The 16,095-nt window shown below is 62.5% G+C and carries 14 protein-coding genes and 1 tRNA gene; 6 read left to right on the top strand and 9 right to left on the bottom strand.

The window, feature by feature from the left end; translation table 11 throughout:
* Window positions 1-8: 8 nt before the first annotated feature.
* From SPICUR_RS03520 to SPICUR_RS03530, 3 genes are read right to left on the bottom strand one after another with little or no spacing between them, the layout of a single operon-like run.
* Window positions 9-1,298 (bottom strand): DUF1302 family protein, encoded by a 1,290-nt coding sequence (locus SPICUR_RS03520; protein ID WP_237220350.1) that lies wholly within the window; start codon window positions 1,296-1,298, stop codon window positions 9-11.
* Between the two features lie 26 nt (window positions 1,299-1,324).
* Entirely contained in the window at window positions 1,325-2,122 is a 798-nt protein-coding gene (locus SPICUR_RS03525) for an outer membrane lipoprotein-sorting protein (protein WP_023366115.1), read from the bottom strand.
* On the bottom strand, window positions 2,119-4,719 hold the full coding sequence (locus tag SPICUR_RS03530) for an efflux RND transporter permease subunit (protein WP_023366117.1): 2,601 nt from the start codon (window positions 4,717-4,719) through the stop codon (window positions 2,119-2,121). The genes SPICUR_RS03525 and SPICUR_RS03530 overlap by 4 nt, the downstream gene beginning before the upstream one ends.
* Window positions 4,720-4,841: 122 nt before the next feature.
* On the opposite strand from SPICUR_RS03530, the gene SPICUR_RS03535 reads away from it, so the two are divergent.
* The 5 genes from SPICUR_RS03535 (at window position 4,842) to SPICUR_RS03555 (ending at window position 9,115) form a co-directional block, all read left to right on the top strand.
* Window positions 4,842-5,177: an ArsR/SmtB family transcription factor gene (locus tag SPICUR_RS03535; protein ID WP_023366119.1), complete on the top strand. Its 336-nt coding sequence runs from the start codon at window positions 4,842-4,844 to the stop codon at window positions 5,175-5,177.
* 71 nt (window positions 5,178-5,248) lie between these two features.
* Complete coding sequence (locus SPICUR_RS03540; protein WP_023366121.1) at window positions 5,249-6,319, top strand: ABC transporter ATP-binding protein; 1,071 nt, start codon at window positions 5,249-5,251, stop codon at window positions 6,317-6,319.
* An 11-nt stretch (window positions 6,320-6,330) separates the two neighbouring features.
* Complete coding sequence (locus tag SPICUR_RS03545) at window positions 6,331-7,221, top strand: ABC transporter permease (RefSeq protein ID WP_023366123.1); 891 nt, start codon at window positions 6,331-6,333, stop codon at window positions 7,219-7,221.
* Window positions 7,218-8,015, top strand: coding sequence for an ABC transporter permease (locus SPICUR_RS03550; RefSeq protein WP_023366125.1), 798 nt, complete (start codon window positions 7,218-7,220; stop codon window positions 8,013-8,015). Before SPICUR_RS03545 ends, SPICUR_RS03550 begins: the two co-directional genes overlap by 4 nt.
* Window positions 8,016-8,041: 26 nt before the next feature.
* On the top strand, window positions 8,042-9,115 hold the full coding sequence (locus SPICUR_RS03555) for an ABC transporter substrate-binding protein (RefSeq protein WP_023366127.1): 1,074 nt from the start codon (window positions 8,042-8,044) through the stop codon (window positions 9,113-9,115).
* 6 nt (window positions 9,116-9,121) lie between these two features.
* Here the strand turns inward: SPICUR_RS03555 and ubiG are convergent, their stop codons facing one another.
* Both ubiG and SPICUR_RS03565 read right to left on the bottom strand, forming a co-directional pair.
* Window positions 9,122-9,832: a bifunctional 2-polyprenyl-6-hydroxyphenol methylase/3-demethylubiquinol 3-O-methyltransferase UbiG gene (ubiG, locus tag SPICUR_RS03560; RefSeq protein ID WP_023366129.1), complete on the bottom strand. Its 711-nt coding sequence runs from the start codon at window positions 9,830-9,832 to the stop codon at window positions 9,122-9,124.
* Entirely contained in the window at window positions 9,822-10,616 is a 795-nt protein-coding gene (locus SPICUR_RS03565; protein ID WP_023366131.1) for a hypothetical protein, read from the bottom strand. Before SPICUR_RS03565 ends, ubiG begins: the two co-directional genes overlap by 11 nt.
* Before the next feature lie 156 nt (window positions 10,617-10,772).
* On the opposite strand from SPICUR_RS03565, the gene SPICUR_RS03570 reads away from it, so the two are divergent.
* A complete protein-coding gene (locus SPICUR_RS03570; protein ID WP_023366133.1) occupies window positions 10,773-11,342 on the top strand; it encodes a pyridoxamine 5'-phosphate oxidase family protein in 570 nt (189 codons plus the stop codon).
* Here SPICUR_RS03570 and SPICUR_RS03575 read toward each other — a convergent pair.
* The 4 genes from SPICUR_RS03575 to SPICUR_RS03590 all read right to left on the bottom strand — a co-directional run bounded on the left by SPICUR_RS03575 (window position 11,306) and on the right by SPICUR_RS03590 (window position 16,068).
* Window positions 11,306-14,143, bottom strand: a complete 2,838-nt coding sequence (locus tag SPICUR_RS03575; protein ID WP_023366135.1) for a sensor domain-containing protein — start codon at window positions 14,141-14,143, stop codon at window positions 11,306-11,308. The two genes, SPICUR_RS03570 and SPICUR_RS03575, sit on opposite strands and share 37 nt — an antisense overlap.
* A 182-nt stretch (window positions 14,144-14,325) precedes the next feature.
* Window positions 14,326-14,622 carry a hypothetical protein gene (locus tag SPICUR_RS03580; RefSeq protein ID WP_023366137.1) on the bottom strand — a complete coding sequence of 99 codons (297 nt, stop codon included), beginning with the start codon at window positions 14,620-14,622 and terminating at the stop codon, window positions 14,326-14,328.
* A gap of 107 nt (window positions 14,623-14,729) precedes the next feature.
* Window positions 14,730-14,804, bottom strand: a tRNA-Asn gene (locus SPICUR_RS03585).
* A 73-nt stretch (window positions 14,805-14,877) separates the two neighbouring features.
* Window positions 14,878-16,068: a pyridoxal phosphate-dependent aminotransferase gene (locus SPICUR_RS03590; protein ID WP_041381646.1), complete on the bottom strand. Its 1,191-nt coding sequence runs from the start codon at window positions 16,066-16,068 to the stop codon at window positions 14,878-14,880.
* Window positions 16,069-16,095 lie beyond the last annotated feature (27 nt).

A 16,095-nucleotide genomic window follows, 5' to 3' on the forward strand; every position in this document is an offset into this window, starting at 1 on the left:
CCGGCTTCCTAGAAGTTGTATCGAAGCCGGAGGTAGGTGTTGCTGTTGTCTTCCAGCTGGGTATGGAACGTCCAGTCATCCTGCCCGCCAAAGAGATTGACGCCGGCTGTGCCGGTCAGTCGATCACTGAACCGATAACGTGCCCGTGGCCGGAGATAGTAGTCGGCATCAGAGGGTGAGTAGAACGTAAACAGTGACAGGGTCAGGTTCTGACGCTGGCCCTGCCAGGTCACGCGGTTGGTCAAAAGGTGCCGGTACTCATCCGGTGCATAGCGGCGCTGCTCATTCGTCAGGGCATCCAACAGTTCATCATGATCCTGGATCCACTCGAGCGAATACTGCCAGCCCAGGGTGAGGTCCGAGAATGGTTCATGCTCATAGCCGCCCAGCCAGCGCCACTCGTCGTTGGGCCGGTCGGGATCGCGGCCGTTGTCGTCCTCACCGTGATAATAGGCGGTTTCCAGATTGGCGATACCGCCCAACAGAGGCCCGCGCACACTCGCTCCGAATGATGTCAGACGTGGGAAATACGCCCTTCCGGTGTCGGGATCGCGGGCGCTCGGCTGCTTGTCGTAGCCGTGATAGGCATAACCGGCATATTCGATGCCATCGATCGTCTGATACATCCGTAGTGCGAACTCACTGTCCCCGCCAACCTGATCACGCTCGCGCGGGTCGATCTGCGGGGGTGCGGCCACACGTCGGCCGGCCTCCCGGCTGAAGAAGGAGAGTCGCTCGCCGGTGATGAACCGGTTGGGCGTGGCGCGTGGCATCCAGACGACATCGACGTTCACATCGCCAAACCATGACAGCTTAACCGCATCCGTCGGTGCCTTCAGATATTCATCGCCGCGGCCACTGAAGAACGCGACATAGTCCTTCGGGAACAGATCGTTGAGAAACACGAGATCGCCCGTTCCCCAAGTGATGATCTGCCGGCCGAAGCGGATATCCGTCTGCGGTGTCAGTCGGCCGGCGAGGTTTGCCTCGCGCAGATCGCCGCGACCGCCTTCCTCAACACCATCCAGCCAGGCATCCGCCTTGATCGTCGCGGTGTAGTCGCCAAGCTGGCGCTCACCCTCGATCTGCACCCGGGCCTCGGCAACGGTATAGTCGTCATCAACGGCGGGATCGTCCTGCAGGCGCGGTGCAACCGCTCCCTCCACAAACCCATACCACTGCCAACCGGTCTGCTCCCGCGCCCAGGGATCATCGCCCCAGCCATCGTCGCTCCAACCGTCATCGCCTGACTGAGCGGATACCGATGTCAGCGATGAACCGGCGATGACGAGTGCCACAGCCAATGCGCGCCCCATCAGCGGGATCATTCCCGACGCAGCCAGTCACGGGGTGGATTGCGCAGCGAGCGCTCGCTGAAGATGCGGCTCGGCAGACCGATGTCGTAGTCCGAAAACCGGAACTGCGTCAGGGTATAGCCGCCCGTGTCCAGATCCTCCATGCGCACTTCCGTGCCGGTCGGGTAGCCGTCGATCGTCTCGACCTCGGCGACGACCATGCGCCGATAGACCTCGCCGTCCTCACGCTGGTATTCGGTTCGCATCGGCAACAGGGTGTCGCGATCGATCCGGGTGCGGTAGCGCGCGAAGGCCACGTTATCCGGATCCTTGGGTGTGCTCTCGATGATGTAGTGATCGTCGGTGGTCTCGATCAGCGTGTGCCGGTCCGCCTCGGTCCCGCGCCCGGAAATATCCTCGTAGTAGAAATGCGAGCCGACAAAGCTGGTGCGTTTGTCACCGGCGGCAATCCGGTTGATCAGATCCAGGGCCGGCAGATAGAGCCAGCGGTCATCGGACTCTCCGACATGCTTTTCCACCCGAAAGACGGTGCCGCGGATATCCGCGGGTCGACTGAAGACCACCAGGTATCGTTGATCGCCGCCATCGGCAACATCCTGGCGTAGCAGGGTGAACTGGCGGCGCTGCCGGCTCCCATCGCCATCGACAATCGTCATACGCGCGGCCGAGCGCCCGTCATCACCCGCATAGTAGGAAGCGATGTTGGCCGCCTCAACGATCTCGCTGGCATTGCTCATCTGCGCGTGCGCCGCTCCTGTCGAGAGCCCCGCGATCAGCAGCAGGGAGAGTCTCAGTGTCTTTCTCATCGGGAGTCCTCCGTTGCGTCGGGCACCGTCGATGCCCGATCGGGCATGAGCCGGCGCCGGCCGAGTGTCATGATGGCGGGCAGCAGGACGATCGAGGCGAGTGCCGATGCCGCCATGATGCTCGCCAGAAAGATGCCCACCGTGTTGTAGGGCACCAGCGGCGCCGCCAGCAGGGGCAAAAAGCCAATGGCGATGACAATCGCGTTGCGGCTGATCGCCCGCGCTGGCTCGCCGAACATGTGGCGCATGCTCTCGGTGAAGTTGCCAGTCCGCCGATAGTACTCACGGCTGCGCTCGATGAAGTGGATGGCGAAGTCCACCGACAGCCCCAGCGTGAGCGATGACAGCACAGCGATGGGCATGTCATAGGCCTTGCCGATCAGCCCGATCACCCCGTAGATGATGGCGATCGTGACCGTGAGCGGCACCATCGCCAGCAGCCCGAAACGCAGCGAGCGGAACAGCACCAGCATCATCAGCGCCACCATGACCCAGGCGATGGCGAGGCTCTGGGCCATGCCCTTCACCATCGCGTCCTGCCAGACCACGTTGATATAGTTCAGACCACCCCAGCTCATCTGCACACCCGCCGGTAGCGGATTGGCCGCCACATACGACTGTGCCCGGTCGATGACCGCCTGCATGTCCTGGTTATCGCCGCTGGTGAGCTGGACCCAGAGGTTCGCGGCCTGATAATCCGGCGTCACCATCCGCCAGAGATCATGGGGACGATGCGAGCCCTGGAAACTGAGCAGGGTCTGAGCCACCGCCCGGCGCGAATCCGGAATCCGGTAGTCGGCTTGTTCGCCGCTGCGCAGCTCGCGATAGACGGTGCGGACCAGGTCGGTGATGCTGTTGACCTTGCCGACCTCCGCCGACTCGACAAGCGCCGCCTCGAAGTCGCCGATGTAGCGCAGCATCTCCGGACGCTGGAAGTAGTTGAGATCCCCCCGGGTCTGATCAATCACGGTGAGCAGCTCCTTCCAGTAGGGATAGCTCGCGTCGCCGGCCTCGAACAGCCGATCGGAGACCGCTGAGCCCAGCGCCTCCAGCTCGGCGTCGAAACGCTCGGTTTCGGCGCGGGCCCGATCACGCAGCTGTTGCCAGTCGCCGGCGATCGCCACGCCGTCCTGGTCGGCCTCATCGAGCAGTCGCTGGACCTGCGTGCGGAAGCGCGCCGGTGCACCCTCGCCGACGTCGGACTCAAGGCGCAGGTAGGCACTGTAGGTGCCGGCAAAATGGTCATTCAGCACCCGGTCCGCCACCCGAATGGGGTGGTCGGACTGGAACCACCGGGTTGGATTATCGTTGACGGTGATCTGGCTGATGCCATAGGCGCCAATGACAATGGCGATGGCGAATACACTCACCACCAGCTTGGCCCGGCTGATCGCGACGCCACCAAGTGCCTGCAGGCTCCGCGCAAGGGGTGTATGGGCCGGGTCGCGACGCTGTCCGGCTGTCTGCATGGCCTTGAGGCGCTCGGGCTTGAGGCACACCGCATAGGCGGGGATGAAGATCACCGTGAGGACGAACGCGAGCAGGATGCCAGCGCCGACGAACAGGCCGAATACCTGCACCGGCGGGATCGGTGTGAAGGCCAGCGAGGCAAAGCCAATACCGGAAGTGATCGAGGTGTAGAACATGGGCGTGAACAAATGGCCCATGACCTCGCGCATCGTCTCGCGGGCGCCGCGCTCAGGACGATAGCGATCGGCGAACTCGGAGATGATATGCACCGAGTCCACCACCGCGATCGGCATGAGGAAGATGGGGATCATTGAGCTCATGATATGGACCGTAAAGCCCATCCCAATCAGTGCCCCCATGGTGGTCAGGACCACCGCGAACGCCATCAGCATGGGGGCGATCACCAGCGTGACCGAGCGGAAGAACCACACCATCAGCGCGAATATCACCAGCGCAGCCAGTGGTGCGGAGATCGCCATCTGAGTGAACATCTCCACGCCGAAGGTATCCTCGGCCACCGGCAGGCCGGTGATATGGAAGCGGTCGTCGGTGTCGAGCCCATCAATCAGCGCCTCGATCTCGCCGGCGATGCGATGACTCTGATCCTTGGCCTCGATGGGCACGTAGAGCGCGGTGGCCTCCCCATCGCCGGAAATCAGCGTGTCGCGGAAAAGCGGCAGATCCAGTGTTGCCTCGCGTATCCGATTGGCCTCTTCCTGCGTCTCGGGCGGGCTGTTCAACATCCACTCAAAGCGGATCGTACCGGGCTCGCCCTGCTCAATGTTGTCGACGGTCGCCAGCGAGAGCAGGTCACGGCGGATGACACCGTCAATTTCGGCGATTTCCCCGCTCAGCGCATGGATGGCCGACAGTGAGCGCGGGTTGAAGACCCCTGGATCGGCGCGCTCGTTGACCACACCGACAACGATCATGTCGTGGAGGTTGAACTGCTCTTTGATGGCGTTATGCCGGACGCGATCCGCCTGATCCGCCGGGAGCATATTTTCCGGATCGGTGTCGATCTGGATGAGCGGGATCAGCGCCGTTCCCACCAGCGTTAACAGCAGGGTGGCAAGAAAGATCATGCGCGGGTGGTTCATGGCGAGGCTGGCGATCCGACGACCCATGTCCGCTCCTCATCAGAAAGTGGCGGACAACTATATGCCTATGTGCTCATATAGTAAACCAGTGAACATTCCGTTATCGTAGCGATCCAGATCCAAGCAATCACCAACGCAGGAGCGGCTCAATGGCCGATGTTGACGCGCAGCAATCCGAATCGATGGAGCTGATCGCCCACACCTTCCGCCTCCTCGGCGATGTGCAGCGACTGGGGATTCTCCACTGCCTTCAGTCCGGCGAGCAGACAGTGGGTGAGATCGCCGCGCAGACCGGGGCGAGTCCGTCCAACGTCTCCAAGCATCTGGCGACACTGCGCGCCAGCGGCCTGGTCGGGCGTCGACAGGCCGGTAACTGGGCGTATTTCGAGATCACCGCGCCGTTTATCTTCGACCTTTGTGACATCGTCTGCAGCGGCGCGCGCGAGCGCCTCGAACGGGAACGGGCCAGCCTGCCCACGCGCTGAGCCGTCATATCGGTTCAACTTGCGGTATACTGAAGGATTATACGCAATGCAGCCGCCGAGGGACGTTGCGCATGGCCGATCACCCAGCCGGTTCACCACGGACTGAGTCCGCGATTCGCGTTGATGCCGCGACCAAATCATTCGAGCGCGGGGTCAAGGCCGTCGACGCCGTGGATCTGGATGTCGGCGCCGGCGAGTTCTTTACCCTGCTCGGGCCCTCGGGCTGTGGCAAGACGACGCTGCTACGGTTGCTCGCGGGGCTTGAGCAACCCGACAGCGGCCGGATCACCATCGGTGGGCAAGTGATGGACGGCGTACCGCCGCATCGCCGCAGCGTCAACACCGTTTTCCAGTCCTATGCCCTGTTCCCGCACCGTAATGTCCGTCGCAATATCGGCTTTGGCCTGGAGATGCAGGGAGTCGATCCAGCGGCGGTGGCGGCGCGCACCCATCGGATCGCTGAACTGATCGGCATCGACGCATTGCTTGACCGCGAGGTGGCTCAGCTCTCCGGCGGCCAGCGCCAGCGCGTGGCACTGGCACGGGCGTTGATCAACGAACCCGACGTACTGCTGCTCGATGAACCCCTGTCAGCCCTTGATGCGGATCTGCGTGGTCGCCTGCAGCTCGAGCTCAAGCGACTCCAGCGGCAGTTGGGAATGACGTTTGTCTTCGTCACCCATGATCAGGAGGAGGCGATGGTGATGAGTGACCGGATGGCGGTGCTCAACGCCGGGCGCATTGCTCAGGTCGGCACGCCGGATGCGATCTACGAATCCCCGTCGGCGTTATTCGTGGCGCGCTTCATGGGCCATGAAAACCTTGTTCCCATTCACGGGCGGGATGGCGACGGGGTTGATACCCCGCTCGGCCGACTCGAGGGGCATTTCGGCGACGGTGACCACCTGCTGCTGCGCCCGGAGACGATCCGGCTCGATGACGAGGCCGACACCGCGCCCAACCGCCTCGAGGCAACGGTCGAGGAGCGCCTCTATCGCGGCGAGACCACCGAGTACCGCCTCTTCTGCGACGGGCTGCGGCTGCTCGCAAGCTGCGCCAATCGTGGCCAGCCCGGCTATCGTGTGGGCGAGCGTATCCGGATTGGTGTGTCGCCGCGCGGCACGGCCACCGTTTCGGACTGAGGTCGACTGGATTGTCCAGCCTGCGTCGCGATACCCGTTTTCTACTCGCCACCACCGCCCCCGGGGTGTTTTTCATTGTCGTCTTTCTGGTACTGCCCAGTGCCTATCTGGTGGCGATGGCGTTTCTCAGTAATGGCGCCTATGGGCTGCCGACACCGCCGCTCAGCCTGCAGTCGTTCCGCGAACTCGCCGGTTTCGGCTTTCTGGGCTGGAGCCCCGGTAATCTATACACCCTGATCCGCTCGGTCTGGCAGAGCCTGCTGGCGACTGCCATTGTCATCCTGATCGCCTATCCGGCGGCCTACACCATCAGCCGGCAACCGGCGCGCTGGCGCCCCCTGATGCTGCTCGCCATTGTCGTGCCCTCCTGGACGAACCAGGTCATTCGCTCGGTGGGTTGGATGAACATCCTCGCCCCCGGCACACCGGTCTCGGATCTGGCGGTATGGATTGGCCTCACAGAGCCGCAGATGGGGCTCTTCCCCTCGCAGTTCGCGGTGATTGTGGGCCTGGTCTATAACTTTCTGCCGTTCATGGTGCTGCCGCTTTATGCCGCGTTTGAACGGCTCGATACCGAACAGGTCGAGGCCGCCCGCGATCTGTTCGCCTCACCGGTGGGCGTGTTCCGGCATGCCGTTTTCCCGCAGACCCTGCCTGGACTGATGGCGGGCACCGTACTGGTGGCGATCCCGGCGTTTGGCATGTATGTGGTCACCGAGCTGCTCGGCGGCGGCAAGGCGACGATGATCGGCAATCTGGTGGCGCGGCAGTTCGTACAGGCGAGCAACTGGCCCCTCGGCGCCGCCGGCGCGATCATCATGATTGTCGTCACCCTCATCGGGCTCAAGGTACTGCGTGATCTGGGCCGGCGCCTGGGCGGTGACCGGGAGGTGCTGCTGTGAAGGGGGGCGCGCTGCATCACGGGCTGCGGGTGTTCTGGTATCTGTTGCTGGTGTTCCTCTATGCGCCGCTCGCGGTGGTGGTGTTTTTCTCGTTCAACGCCATTAATTCGTCGGCACGGTTCGCCGGGTTCTCGCTAACCTGGTACGAACAGCTCTTCAGCAACGATGAGATCATTGCCGCGCTGCTCAACACCGTGTTCCTCGCGCTGACATCATCACTGATCGCGATTGTCATCGGCGGAATGCTGGGCTACGGCTTCTATCGATATCGCCTGCGGCGGCTCAGCTGGCTGATCTGGTTGATTTATCTGCCGATGGTCATGCCGGATATCATTTTCGGCATCGCCGAAATGATCTTTTTCATCGCCATTGATCGCAGTCTTGGCATTCTGGCGCCGGGCCTTGGAACGATGATCATCGCCCATGTGACCTTTCAGGTTCCTTTTGTGGCGCTGCTCGTGAACGCGCGGCTGCTGGCCCTGGATCCGCAGCTCTTCGAGGCGGTACAGGATCTCTATGCGTCACCCTGGCAGCGGGTCCGCTTCTTTCTCCTGCCGGTGCTCGGGCCGGCGATCGTCTCCAGCTTTCTGCTGGCGCTGACACTGTCGATCGATGATTTCGTGATCAGCTTCTTCACCGCTGGCCCCGAGAGCACAACGCTGCCGATCTATATCTGGAGCGCGATCAAAAAGGGTGTGACGCCAGAGGTCAACGCCATCGCAACCATCATGATCGGTAGTGTGTTCGTCGTCGCCCTGATCAGCCTTTTCGTCCAGCGCCGACCGTCGGCGTGATCACCCACTCAAGGGAGTCCGTAATCATGACCCATCGCATCGCAAGGACGGGCCTGCTTGCCCTCAGTCTGGCTGGCGTGGCGGCGCCGGCCGCCGCCCAGTTCGAGGGCGAGACGCTCTATCTTTTCAATTGGTCGCAGTATATGGATCCGGCCATTATCGAGCGGTTTGAGGATCGCCACGACGTGGAGGTGGTCCGCAACTACTTCAATTCCAACGGCGAGCTGTTCGCCAAACTGCAGGCGGGTGGCGACAGCCAGTACGACGTGATCGTCCCGTCCAACTACTATGTTCCGCGGCTGATCAACAGCGATCTTGTTCAGCCGCTGGATCACGAGCAGCTACCCAACCTCGATAACCTGATGGATACGTTCATCGATCCGGCCTTCGACCCGGGCAACGCATATACCGCAGCGTATCAATGGGGGACGACGGGACTGGTCTACGACCAGGCGGCGCTCGGCGATGTCCCGGCGAGTTGGTCGGTGCTGTTCGACCCGGCAGTCAACGCCGATGCCCCGTTCGCGGTGCCGGAAGACGCTCAGGTGAGTCTCGGCGCGGCCTGTGCCTATCTTGGTCACGGCTATGACTGCATCGAGCGCGATGAGCTCGAGCCCGCCGCGCGGCTGATTCTCGAGTCGAAACAGCGTGATAATTTCGCCGGTTTCGTTCAGGGCACGCCGATTCTCCAGCAGTTAGTGCGTGGCTCCGTCGCCGCCGGCATGACCTTCAACGGCGACTTTGTCTTCTATAAGACGGAGGATCCGGAGGGCTTCGAGGACATCCGGTATGTCATCCCGGAGGAGGGCGCCGAGCTGTGGGTGGACAACATGATGATCCCGGCCAATGCCCCCAACCCCGAGCTGGCGCATGCTTTCATCAACTACATCCTGAGTGCGGAGGTCGGCGCGCAACTCTCCAACTGGAATTATTACTCCAGCCCCAACGCGGCTTCCCTACCCATGCTTGATGCGGTGCTCCAGGAGCCGCCGATCACCCCGACCGACGAGGAGATGGACCGGCTTACGTTCATCCCCAGCCTTGAGGGCGATGCGCTGCAGTTCGTCCAGCAGATCTGGCGCGAGGTGGAGTCGCGCTAACTGCGCCTAGTCGCCCGGCGTCAGCGGCTGGTCTGCCGTTCCCATGTAGAGGATGGCGGTCAGCGGCAGGCGGCCGAAGGTCAGGTCCCCGCGGCGGTTGATCCCGCGGGGACCCAGGCCCGTAAAGGGCCCCGCGACCAGACCGGCGTTTTCGAGTGCTGTCCGGAGCTCGTCGGGCCGGATGAAAAGCGCTGGGTCGTGTGTTCCCCGTGGCAGCAGACGCAGGATGTCCTCGGCAACGGTGATCGTTGCAAAGCGGGCCAGCGGGTTGCGATTGATGGTGTCGAACAGGAAACGGCCGCCCGGCTTCAGCACCCGGTGTACCTCCGATAGCACCTGTCCGAGATCCTGCACGTGTTCGAGCACGTCGACGCAGACCACGGCGTCGTAGCGAGCGTCGGAGTAGGGGAGCGACTCGCCGACGCCCACATCGTAATCGATCGCCCGGTTGTTTCCGCGGGCATGCGCTCGGGCCGCCTCGATCGCCTCGGTGGCCGGGTCAATGCCGGTGACACGGGCGCCGCGATCGGCGAGCGCCTCGGCCATGAACCCGCCGGCACAACCGAGGTCGAGCACCGTCTGTCCGGCCCAGTCGAACTGTCGGTCCATCCACGAGAGCCGGCCGGGGACGAGGTTTTTCAGGGTTCGCACCCAGCGGATTTCATCCGACCACCACTGATCGGCAACTGCGTCGTAGATCTCCAGGTTATTCCGCATGCTTGTCTCCCGAACCGGTTCTTATGGCGGGAATGGCGTAGGGGACCGCGGCCCGGTAGCGCTCGAAGCGCTCACCATAACGCTTGCTGAACCGTCGTTCCTTGAGGCGCGGTGCCAGTAAGCAGTATGCCGTATAACTGACGGCCAGAAGTAGCTGATCGGGAGTCCACACCGGCACTGTCCACAGCGTCAGGGCGAAGGCGACGTAGATCGGCTGCCGGATGAGCCGAAAGAGTCCCTCTGTGGGCATGTCCGGGAAGCGCGGCGTGATCCTCGCCAGCAACGACATCCATCCCAGTGCTCCCGACTGGACCTCGAGACCGGCGTCGAAGGTGGCCTTCATCAGCAGTAGCCAGGACAGCCCGTAGACACCGCAGACTACCCAGAAAACCGCCCCTTCCGCCTGCCACCAGATGATTCCGGAAGGCGTCCACAGGGTGAAAAGAATCAGCAGCTGTATCGAGGCGATCAAGGCGAAGGTGGTGCTGGCCAGCTTGCCGCCATGCGGTCCCGGTACCAATCGTGACAGCCACCGCCCGCCACGCCGCGACAGCAGTAGCGAGTGGCCCAGCGGGAACTGGATGATCAGAAGCAGGTTCACCATCCAGGCCCAGGGCTGTGGGACACGCCCGAGGCTCGCGCTCATGCCGTGAAACATGGCAATGATCATCGCGAGGACACCGGCGGTGAATAACAGGTGGGTCACTGCGCCAACGCCCAGAGCGAGCGAGATACGACCGGGTCCAGCAGGTGGACGCAGCGCCGCCTTGATTAGCTGCAACATTCCGGCGATACGCGGGTCCGAGAGCATGCAAATACTCCACAGCAGCAATTAGAATCCATCTTTTGACACGACCGGCGCGCGGAAAGATTCCGATGGGTGCAAAGCCGACGGACGATACAACGGCTGCCGGTTCACCGACCTCAGAGACACGTACAAATGACCGACGAATTGCACGAGTGGGCCCGATCCCTCGATACGCTGCGTGAGCAGGCATGGAAGCGTCTATCCCGCGGCGTGGCCGATCGCCGGGCGGCCGCCCGCCATCCAACGCTCGCGAGCGTCGATCGGCAGGGGATGCCGCGGGCGCGAACGGTCGTGCTGCGCGCCGCCGATCGGGATCAGGCGAAGCTCAGAGTCTACACCGATCGCTATGCCGACAAGGTCGATGAACTGCAGGCGACGCCCCATGCCGGAATCCATGTGTGGGATCAGAGTGCTCACCTGCAGATCCGACTACTGGCTGATGTCGCCGTGCAGGTCGGCACGGCCGTCGAGCCCGTCTGGGCGGAACTCTCTGAGCATGCGCGGAACTGCTACGGTTTCCAGCCAACATCCGGTGCCCCGATCGCGGACTCGCTCGGGTATGAACAGTGGCCTCAGCCATCGGCCTTTGCGGTGCTTGATATGACCATCCAGCAAATGGACATTCTCCACCTGGGCAATCGTCACCGCCGCGGCTGGTTTGAGCGTCAGGATGAGTGGGTGGGGCGCTGGATCGTGCCCTGAGGGCCAGCCAGCTGGATCTGCCACTGCGAGGCGGGCATTGGGCGGCTATAGTAAAAGCCCTGGCCGATCCAGCAGCCAAGACGCTGAAGCGCCTCGACGTGCTCAGCGGATTCCACGCCTTCGGCGACCACCTGCGCGCCGATCGCCTCGGCAATGGCATGAACCGCCTTCACGATCGCCTGTCCGTAGGCCCGGCCGCTCAACTGCCAGATAAAGCTCTTGTCGATCTTGATCTCGTCGAAGGGGTAATCGTTGAGATGACCGAGCGATGAATAGCCCATCCCGAAGTCATCGAGTGACAGCTTCACGCCCATTCGATTGATGGCGTTCAGGTCGACCTTCAGCGCCTCGCAGTGCTCCTCGAAGACGCTTTCGGTGATTTCCAGTGTGAGCTGGTGGGGGGCGATGCCGAAATCCGTCAGCGCGCGGCTGACAATGTCGGGGACCGAGCCGAGCTGGAACTGCACCAGCGAGATGTTGACGGAAATGGGTGCGACTGTCAGCCCGGCGTCCTGCCATTGCCGCATGTCCTGGCAGGCCTGGCGCAACACCCACTCACCCATCGGTGCGATGAGCTGACTCTGCTCGGCGAGCGGAATGAATGCCGCCGGTGGGAGGAGTCCCCGTTCGGGATGCTGCCAGCGCAGTAATGCCTCCGCTGACACCAGGCGACCATCGTTCATATCAACCTTGGGCTGATAGTAAAGCCGGAGGTCATTGCACTCGAGTGCCGAGCGTAGCTCACGGGTCGTCGTCACCACAGCACGTGTGTGCTGCTCGAGCGCGCGGGTATATTGCGTCCAGGTGACGGAGAGTCTTTGCTGGCTCCGTCGCAGCGCCAACTCGGCATTGTTCATCAGCGTCTCCGAATCGACGGTTTCCGTCGTGCCGACCCGGGCATAGCCGAACGCAACGCCAATAAAGACCCGAAAGCCGCTGACCTCGAAGGGGGTATCGAAAAGCGCCGCCAGGCGCTGGCGCCAGCGTGCGGGTGTGTGCGCCCGGTCGACCGCCACAATGACCAGAAACTCGCCACCCGCCGGACGGGCTATCCGGTTGGCGTGGCCCACCGCGGCGGTCAGCCGTCGCCCCGCTTCCCGGAGGACCTCATCGCCGACTGCGAAGCCCTGCGCATTATTAATCTCGCGCAGACCGGAGATATCGATAGAGACAATCAGACTCGCTGGATGGAGGACACGCGCCTCACGGAGCTCATCGAGTTTCCAGGCAAAGCCGTCGCGCGAGAGCAGCCCGGTGACACGATCGGTGTAGGCGGCACGCTCGAGGGCCTGATGGGCGTCGTTGAGCTCGGTTTTATCAGTAATCGAGGCGATCACCCGCCGCTCGTGATCATCGCTGAAGGAATTGAGACCAATCTCGGCACTGAATTCGGTCCCGTCACGCCGAACGCCTTTGACCTCGCGGTTCATCCCCATCCGGCGTAGTGATGGCGATGCCATAAACCGATCCCGCAGCCGATGATGGCGATCGCGCACCGACAACGGCACCAGCGCATCAACCGACATGCCTTTGAGTGCCTCCACCGAGTAATCGAACAAGTGGGCCGCCTGCTCGTTGGCGTACTCGATGGTGCCATCACTGTTCACCATGAGCATGCCGGTCGGTGCATTCTGGATGACCCGGAAGAGGTTCTGTTCGGCCTGGCGCAGCGCTGTCACCTCCTGCGATACACCAAACCATTCCAGCAGCTGACCCTCGTCACCCAACACGGGTGCGATGCGATCCTGGAACCAGCGCGGTGAGGTGGCGTTGGCTGGCAGCGGATAGGTCACCTCAAACGGTGTGACCGCCTCCAGGGCCTGCGCCCAGCGCTCACGAAAACGTTGTGCGGTGTAGGTTCCGAGAGCCGTCCGAATATCCGCCAGCGCCGGTCGCGTGTCACCCTTCGGTAATCCGGCCAGTGAAAGCCATCGCCTGTCAATATCCCGAATGACGCCATCGGCGTCCATGTGCCAGATGTAACTAGCGACACTGTTGACCAGGCTCTCGTGACGGCGCTTCTGCATGTCGAGCGACGCCAGCGCGGCCTGTTCACGACTAACGTCGGTCTGTATGCCAACGATATGGGAAATATGCCCATCAGCCGCTCGGATGGGTCGCAATTTCAGCCGATTCTGGAATCCCTCCCCGTTGCGGCGGACGTTCTCGATGACCGTCGTACAGTCCACACCGCGTGCAAGCGCATGGCGGATGGTCTGAACCGCGGCCTGATCGGTCGAGTGCCCCTGCATGAACCGACAGTTCCGGCCCAGCAGCTCGGCCCGGGAGTAGCCGGTCAATCGGGTGAACGCCTCGTTGACATAGATGAGCGGCGTATCCTCGAGGTTGGGATCGGCAATGGTGACCCCACATTCCACATCGGCGAGCGCGGCGGCAAGGAACGGCGGTTGCTGTCGCACCACCCGCTCCCTTGCCGTTTCTGTCGCGAGCGCGTGAGCCAGCGCCACGGCATGGTTGGTCTGCGCCGGATCACGCAGTACAAAGACAAGGACCGCGGCCCCGTCACCATGCGCGGTACTGAGCGGCTCGATCCCGATCAGTGCGGCATCCGCGAAAGGACCTCCAGCGGGTGCAGGCAGCGTTCTGGGGTGGCCGTCGCGCAGCGTCTGGGCGACGGCCGGTAAGTCAAGGAGCGGCTGAGCCGGTGGTTGATCACAGAGGCAGTGGACGGGCAGCGGCTGGTCCTCGACCACGACAGCGGTGCAGCTGACGTCGAACACCGCATGGAATGCCTCGGTGATATCACGGAGCAGTGCGTTGTATCGCCCTGCGATGGTCATTGCTCGGCTCCAGACCGGCGCGAAATCACTCTGCCCGCATCGGCATTACAGATTTTCATCGTAACATCCACGGATCCCCAGCCGAGTGCGCGCGTCATGGTCCCGGACGGACCCGGCGGTCGGGAACAATGCCGGATTGATAGCGCTCAGCCTTGTTCACATACATCGCCTTGTCCGCATTCCTAATGGCGGTCTCGTAGTCCTCTTTCATTGAGCGCGTCGGTCAGTTCGGGCTTTTCCACCGTATCCACCGCGCACAGAGTGCCAAAGAGCGCTCCATTGGCATCGGTGACAGGCACACCGATATAGCGGTTGTCTTCGGACTGAAGGATGAGCCAGTCATCGCCCTCAACGCGGGTCATCAGCCAGGCGCCCATGGGGTAGAGCATGTTCAGGGCGTGAAGGACGGCGCGTGAGGCCGCATCGAAGTCCGTATAGGGCGTGAAATCCATGCTGAGTGGATTGGCTTGATCATCCATTCGTGCGGCTCATCCAACACCTGTCGGCGACCGATTGCACATCGTTGAAAATGGGTTTCAGAGGGAATGCCCGCGCCGGACAGCGCATGCTGGATACTCGCATGGAGTGGCTCCCCGGGACGGATTCGAACCGCCGACCAAGTGATTAACAGTCACTCGCTCTACCACTGAGCTACCGGGGAATTATCGTCGGAACGTGCGTAGTCTAGCGTTTTGCGCCGCGCCGTCAACCGGCACGGCGCCACGAATGCACCGCTAATCGCGCCCGAATACGCTCTCCAGTCGGTCCATGGCCTTTTGGAGATTCTCCATGCTTGTGGCGTAAGAGATGCGGGCGTGCCCCGACAGACCAAACGCGGTACCCGGCACAAGGGCAACGTTGGCCTCGGCGATGAGGTACTCGGCCAGGGCCGTATCGGTGTCGATGCCATCGATAGCGGCCATTGCCTGGCTGACGTCGGGATAGGCATAGAAGGTGCCATCGCCGGCGATGCAGCTGACGCCCTTCATGGCGTTCAAGCGCTCGACAACAAAGTCATGCCGCTCGCGGAACGCCTTCACCATCGGAGCAATGACGCCCTGATCGCCGTTCAGTGCCGCCACCGACGCCGCCTGCGAGATTGAACTGGCGTTCGAGGTGCTCTGCGACTGGATCTTTTTCATCGCACCGATGACGTTGGCCGGTCCCGCCGCATAGCCGATTCGCCAACCGGTCATTGCATAGGCCTTGGAGACGCCGTTGACCACCACCGTGCGCTCGGCAAGATCGGGGCAGACCATTGCGATATTGCTAAAGGCCTCATCGGTCCACAGGATCGGCTCATAGATATCATCGCTGGCGATGAGTATATCCGGATGGCGCCGCAGAACCTCACCCAGTGCCTCGAACTCCGCGCGGGTGTAGGCAGTCCCAGTTGGGTTGGATGGGCTGTTGAGCACAACGATCCGCGTACGCTCGGTGATCGTGGCCTCAAGCTGCTCGGCACTGATCTTGAAGCGTTGCGACTGATCGGCCTCGACGATTCGTGGTACAGCGTCCGCGAGCAGGGCCATGTCCGGGTAAGACACCCAGTACGGAGCGGGGATCACGACCTCGTCGCCGTCGCCCAGGACGGCCATGAACAGGTTGTAGAGGCTCTGTTTGGCGCCCGATGACACGAGGATCTGGTTGGCCGCATAGTCGAGGCCGTTATCCCGCTCGAATTTGGTCTGGATGGCCTGTTTGAGCGCAGCGGTGCCATCAACGGGCGTATAGCGGGTCTGGCCGTCCTGGATCGCCTGGATCGCGGCGGCGCTGATATGCTCGGGGGTATCAAAATCCGGCTCGCCCGCCCCCAGTCCAATGATGTCGTGGCCGGCCGCGCGCATCTCAGCCGCCCGGGCGGTCACCGCCATGGTCGGGGAGGGTTGGACGCGCCCGACACGCTCAGAGAGTTCAATAGCCAAGGATGGTCTCCGTTTCCACAGTTTGAT

This window comes from Spiribacter curvatus, assembly GCF_000485905.1.
GTDB lineage: Bacteria > Pseudomonadota > Gammaproteobacteria > Nitrococcales > Nitrococcaceae > Spiribacter > Spiribacter curvatus.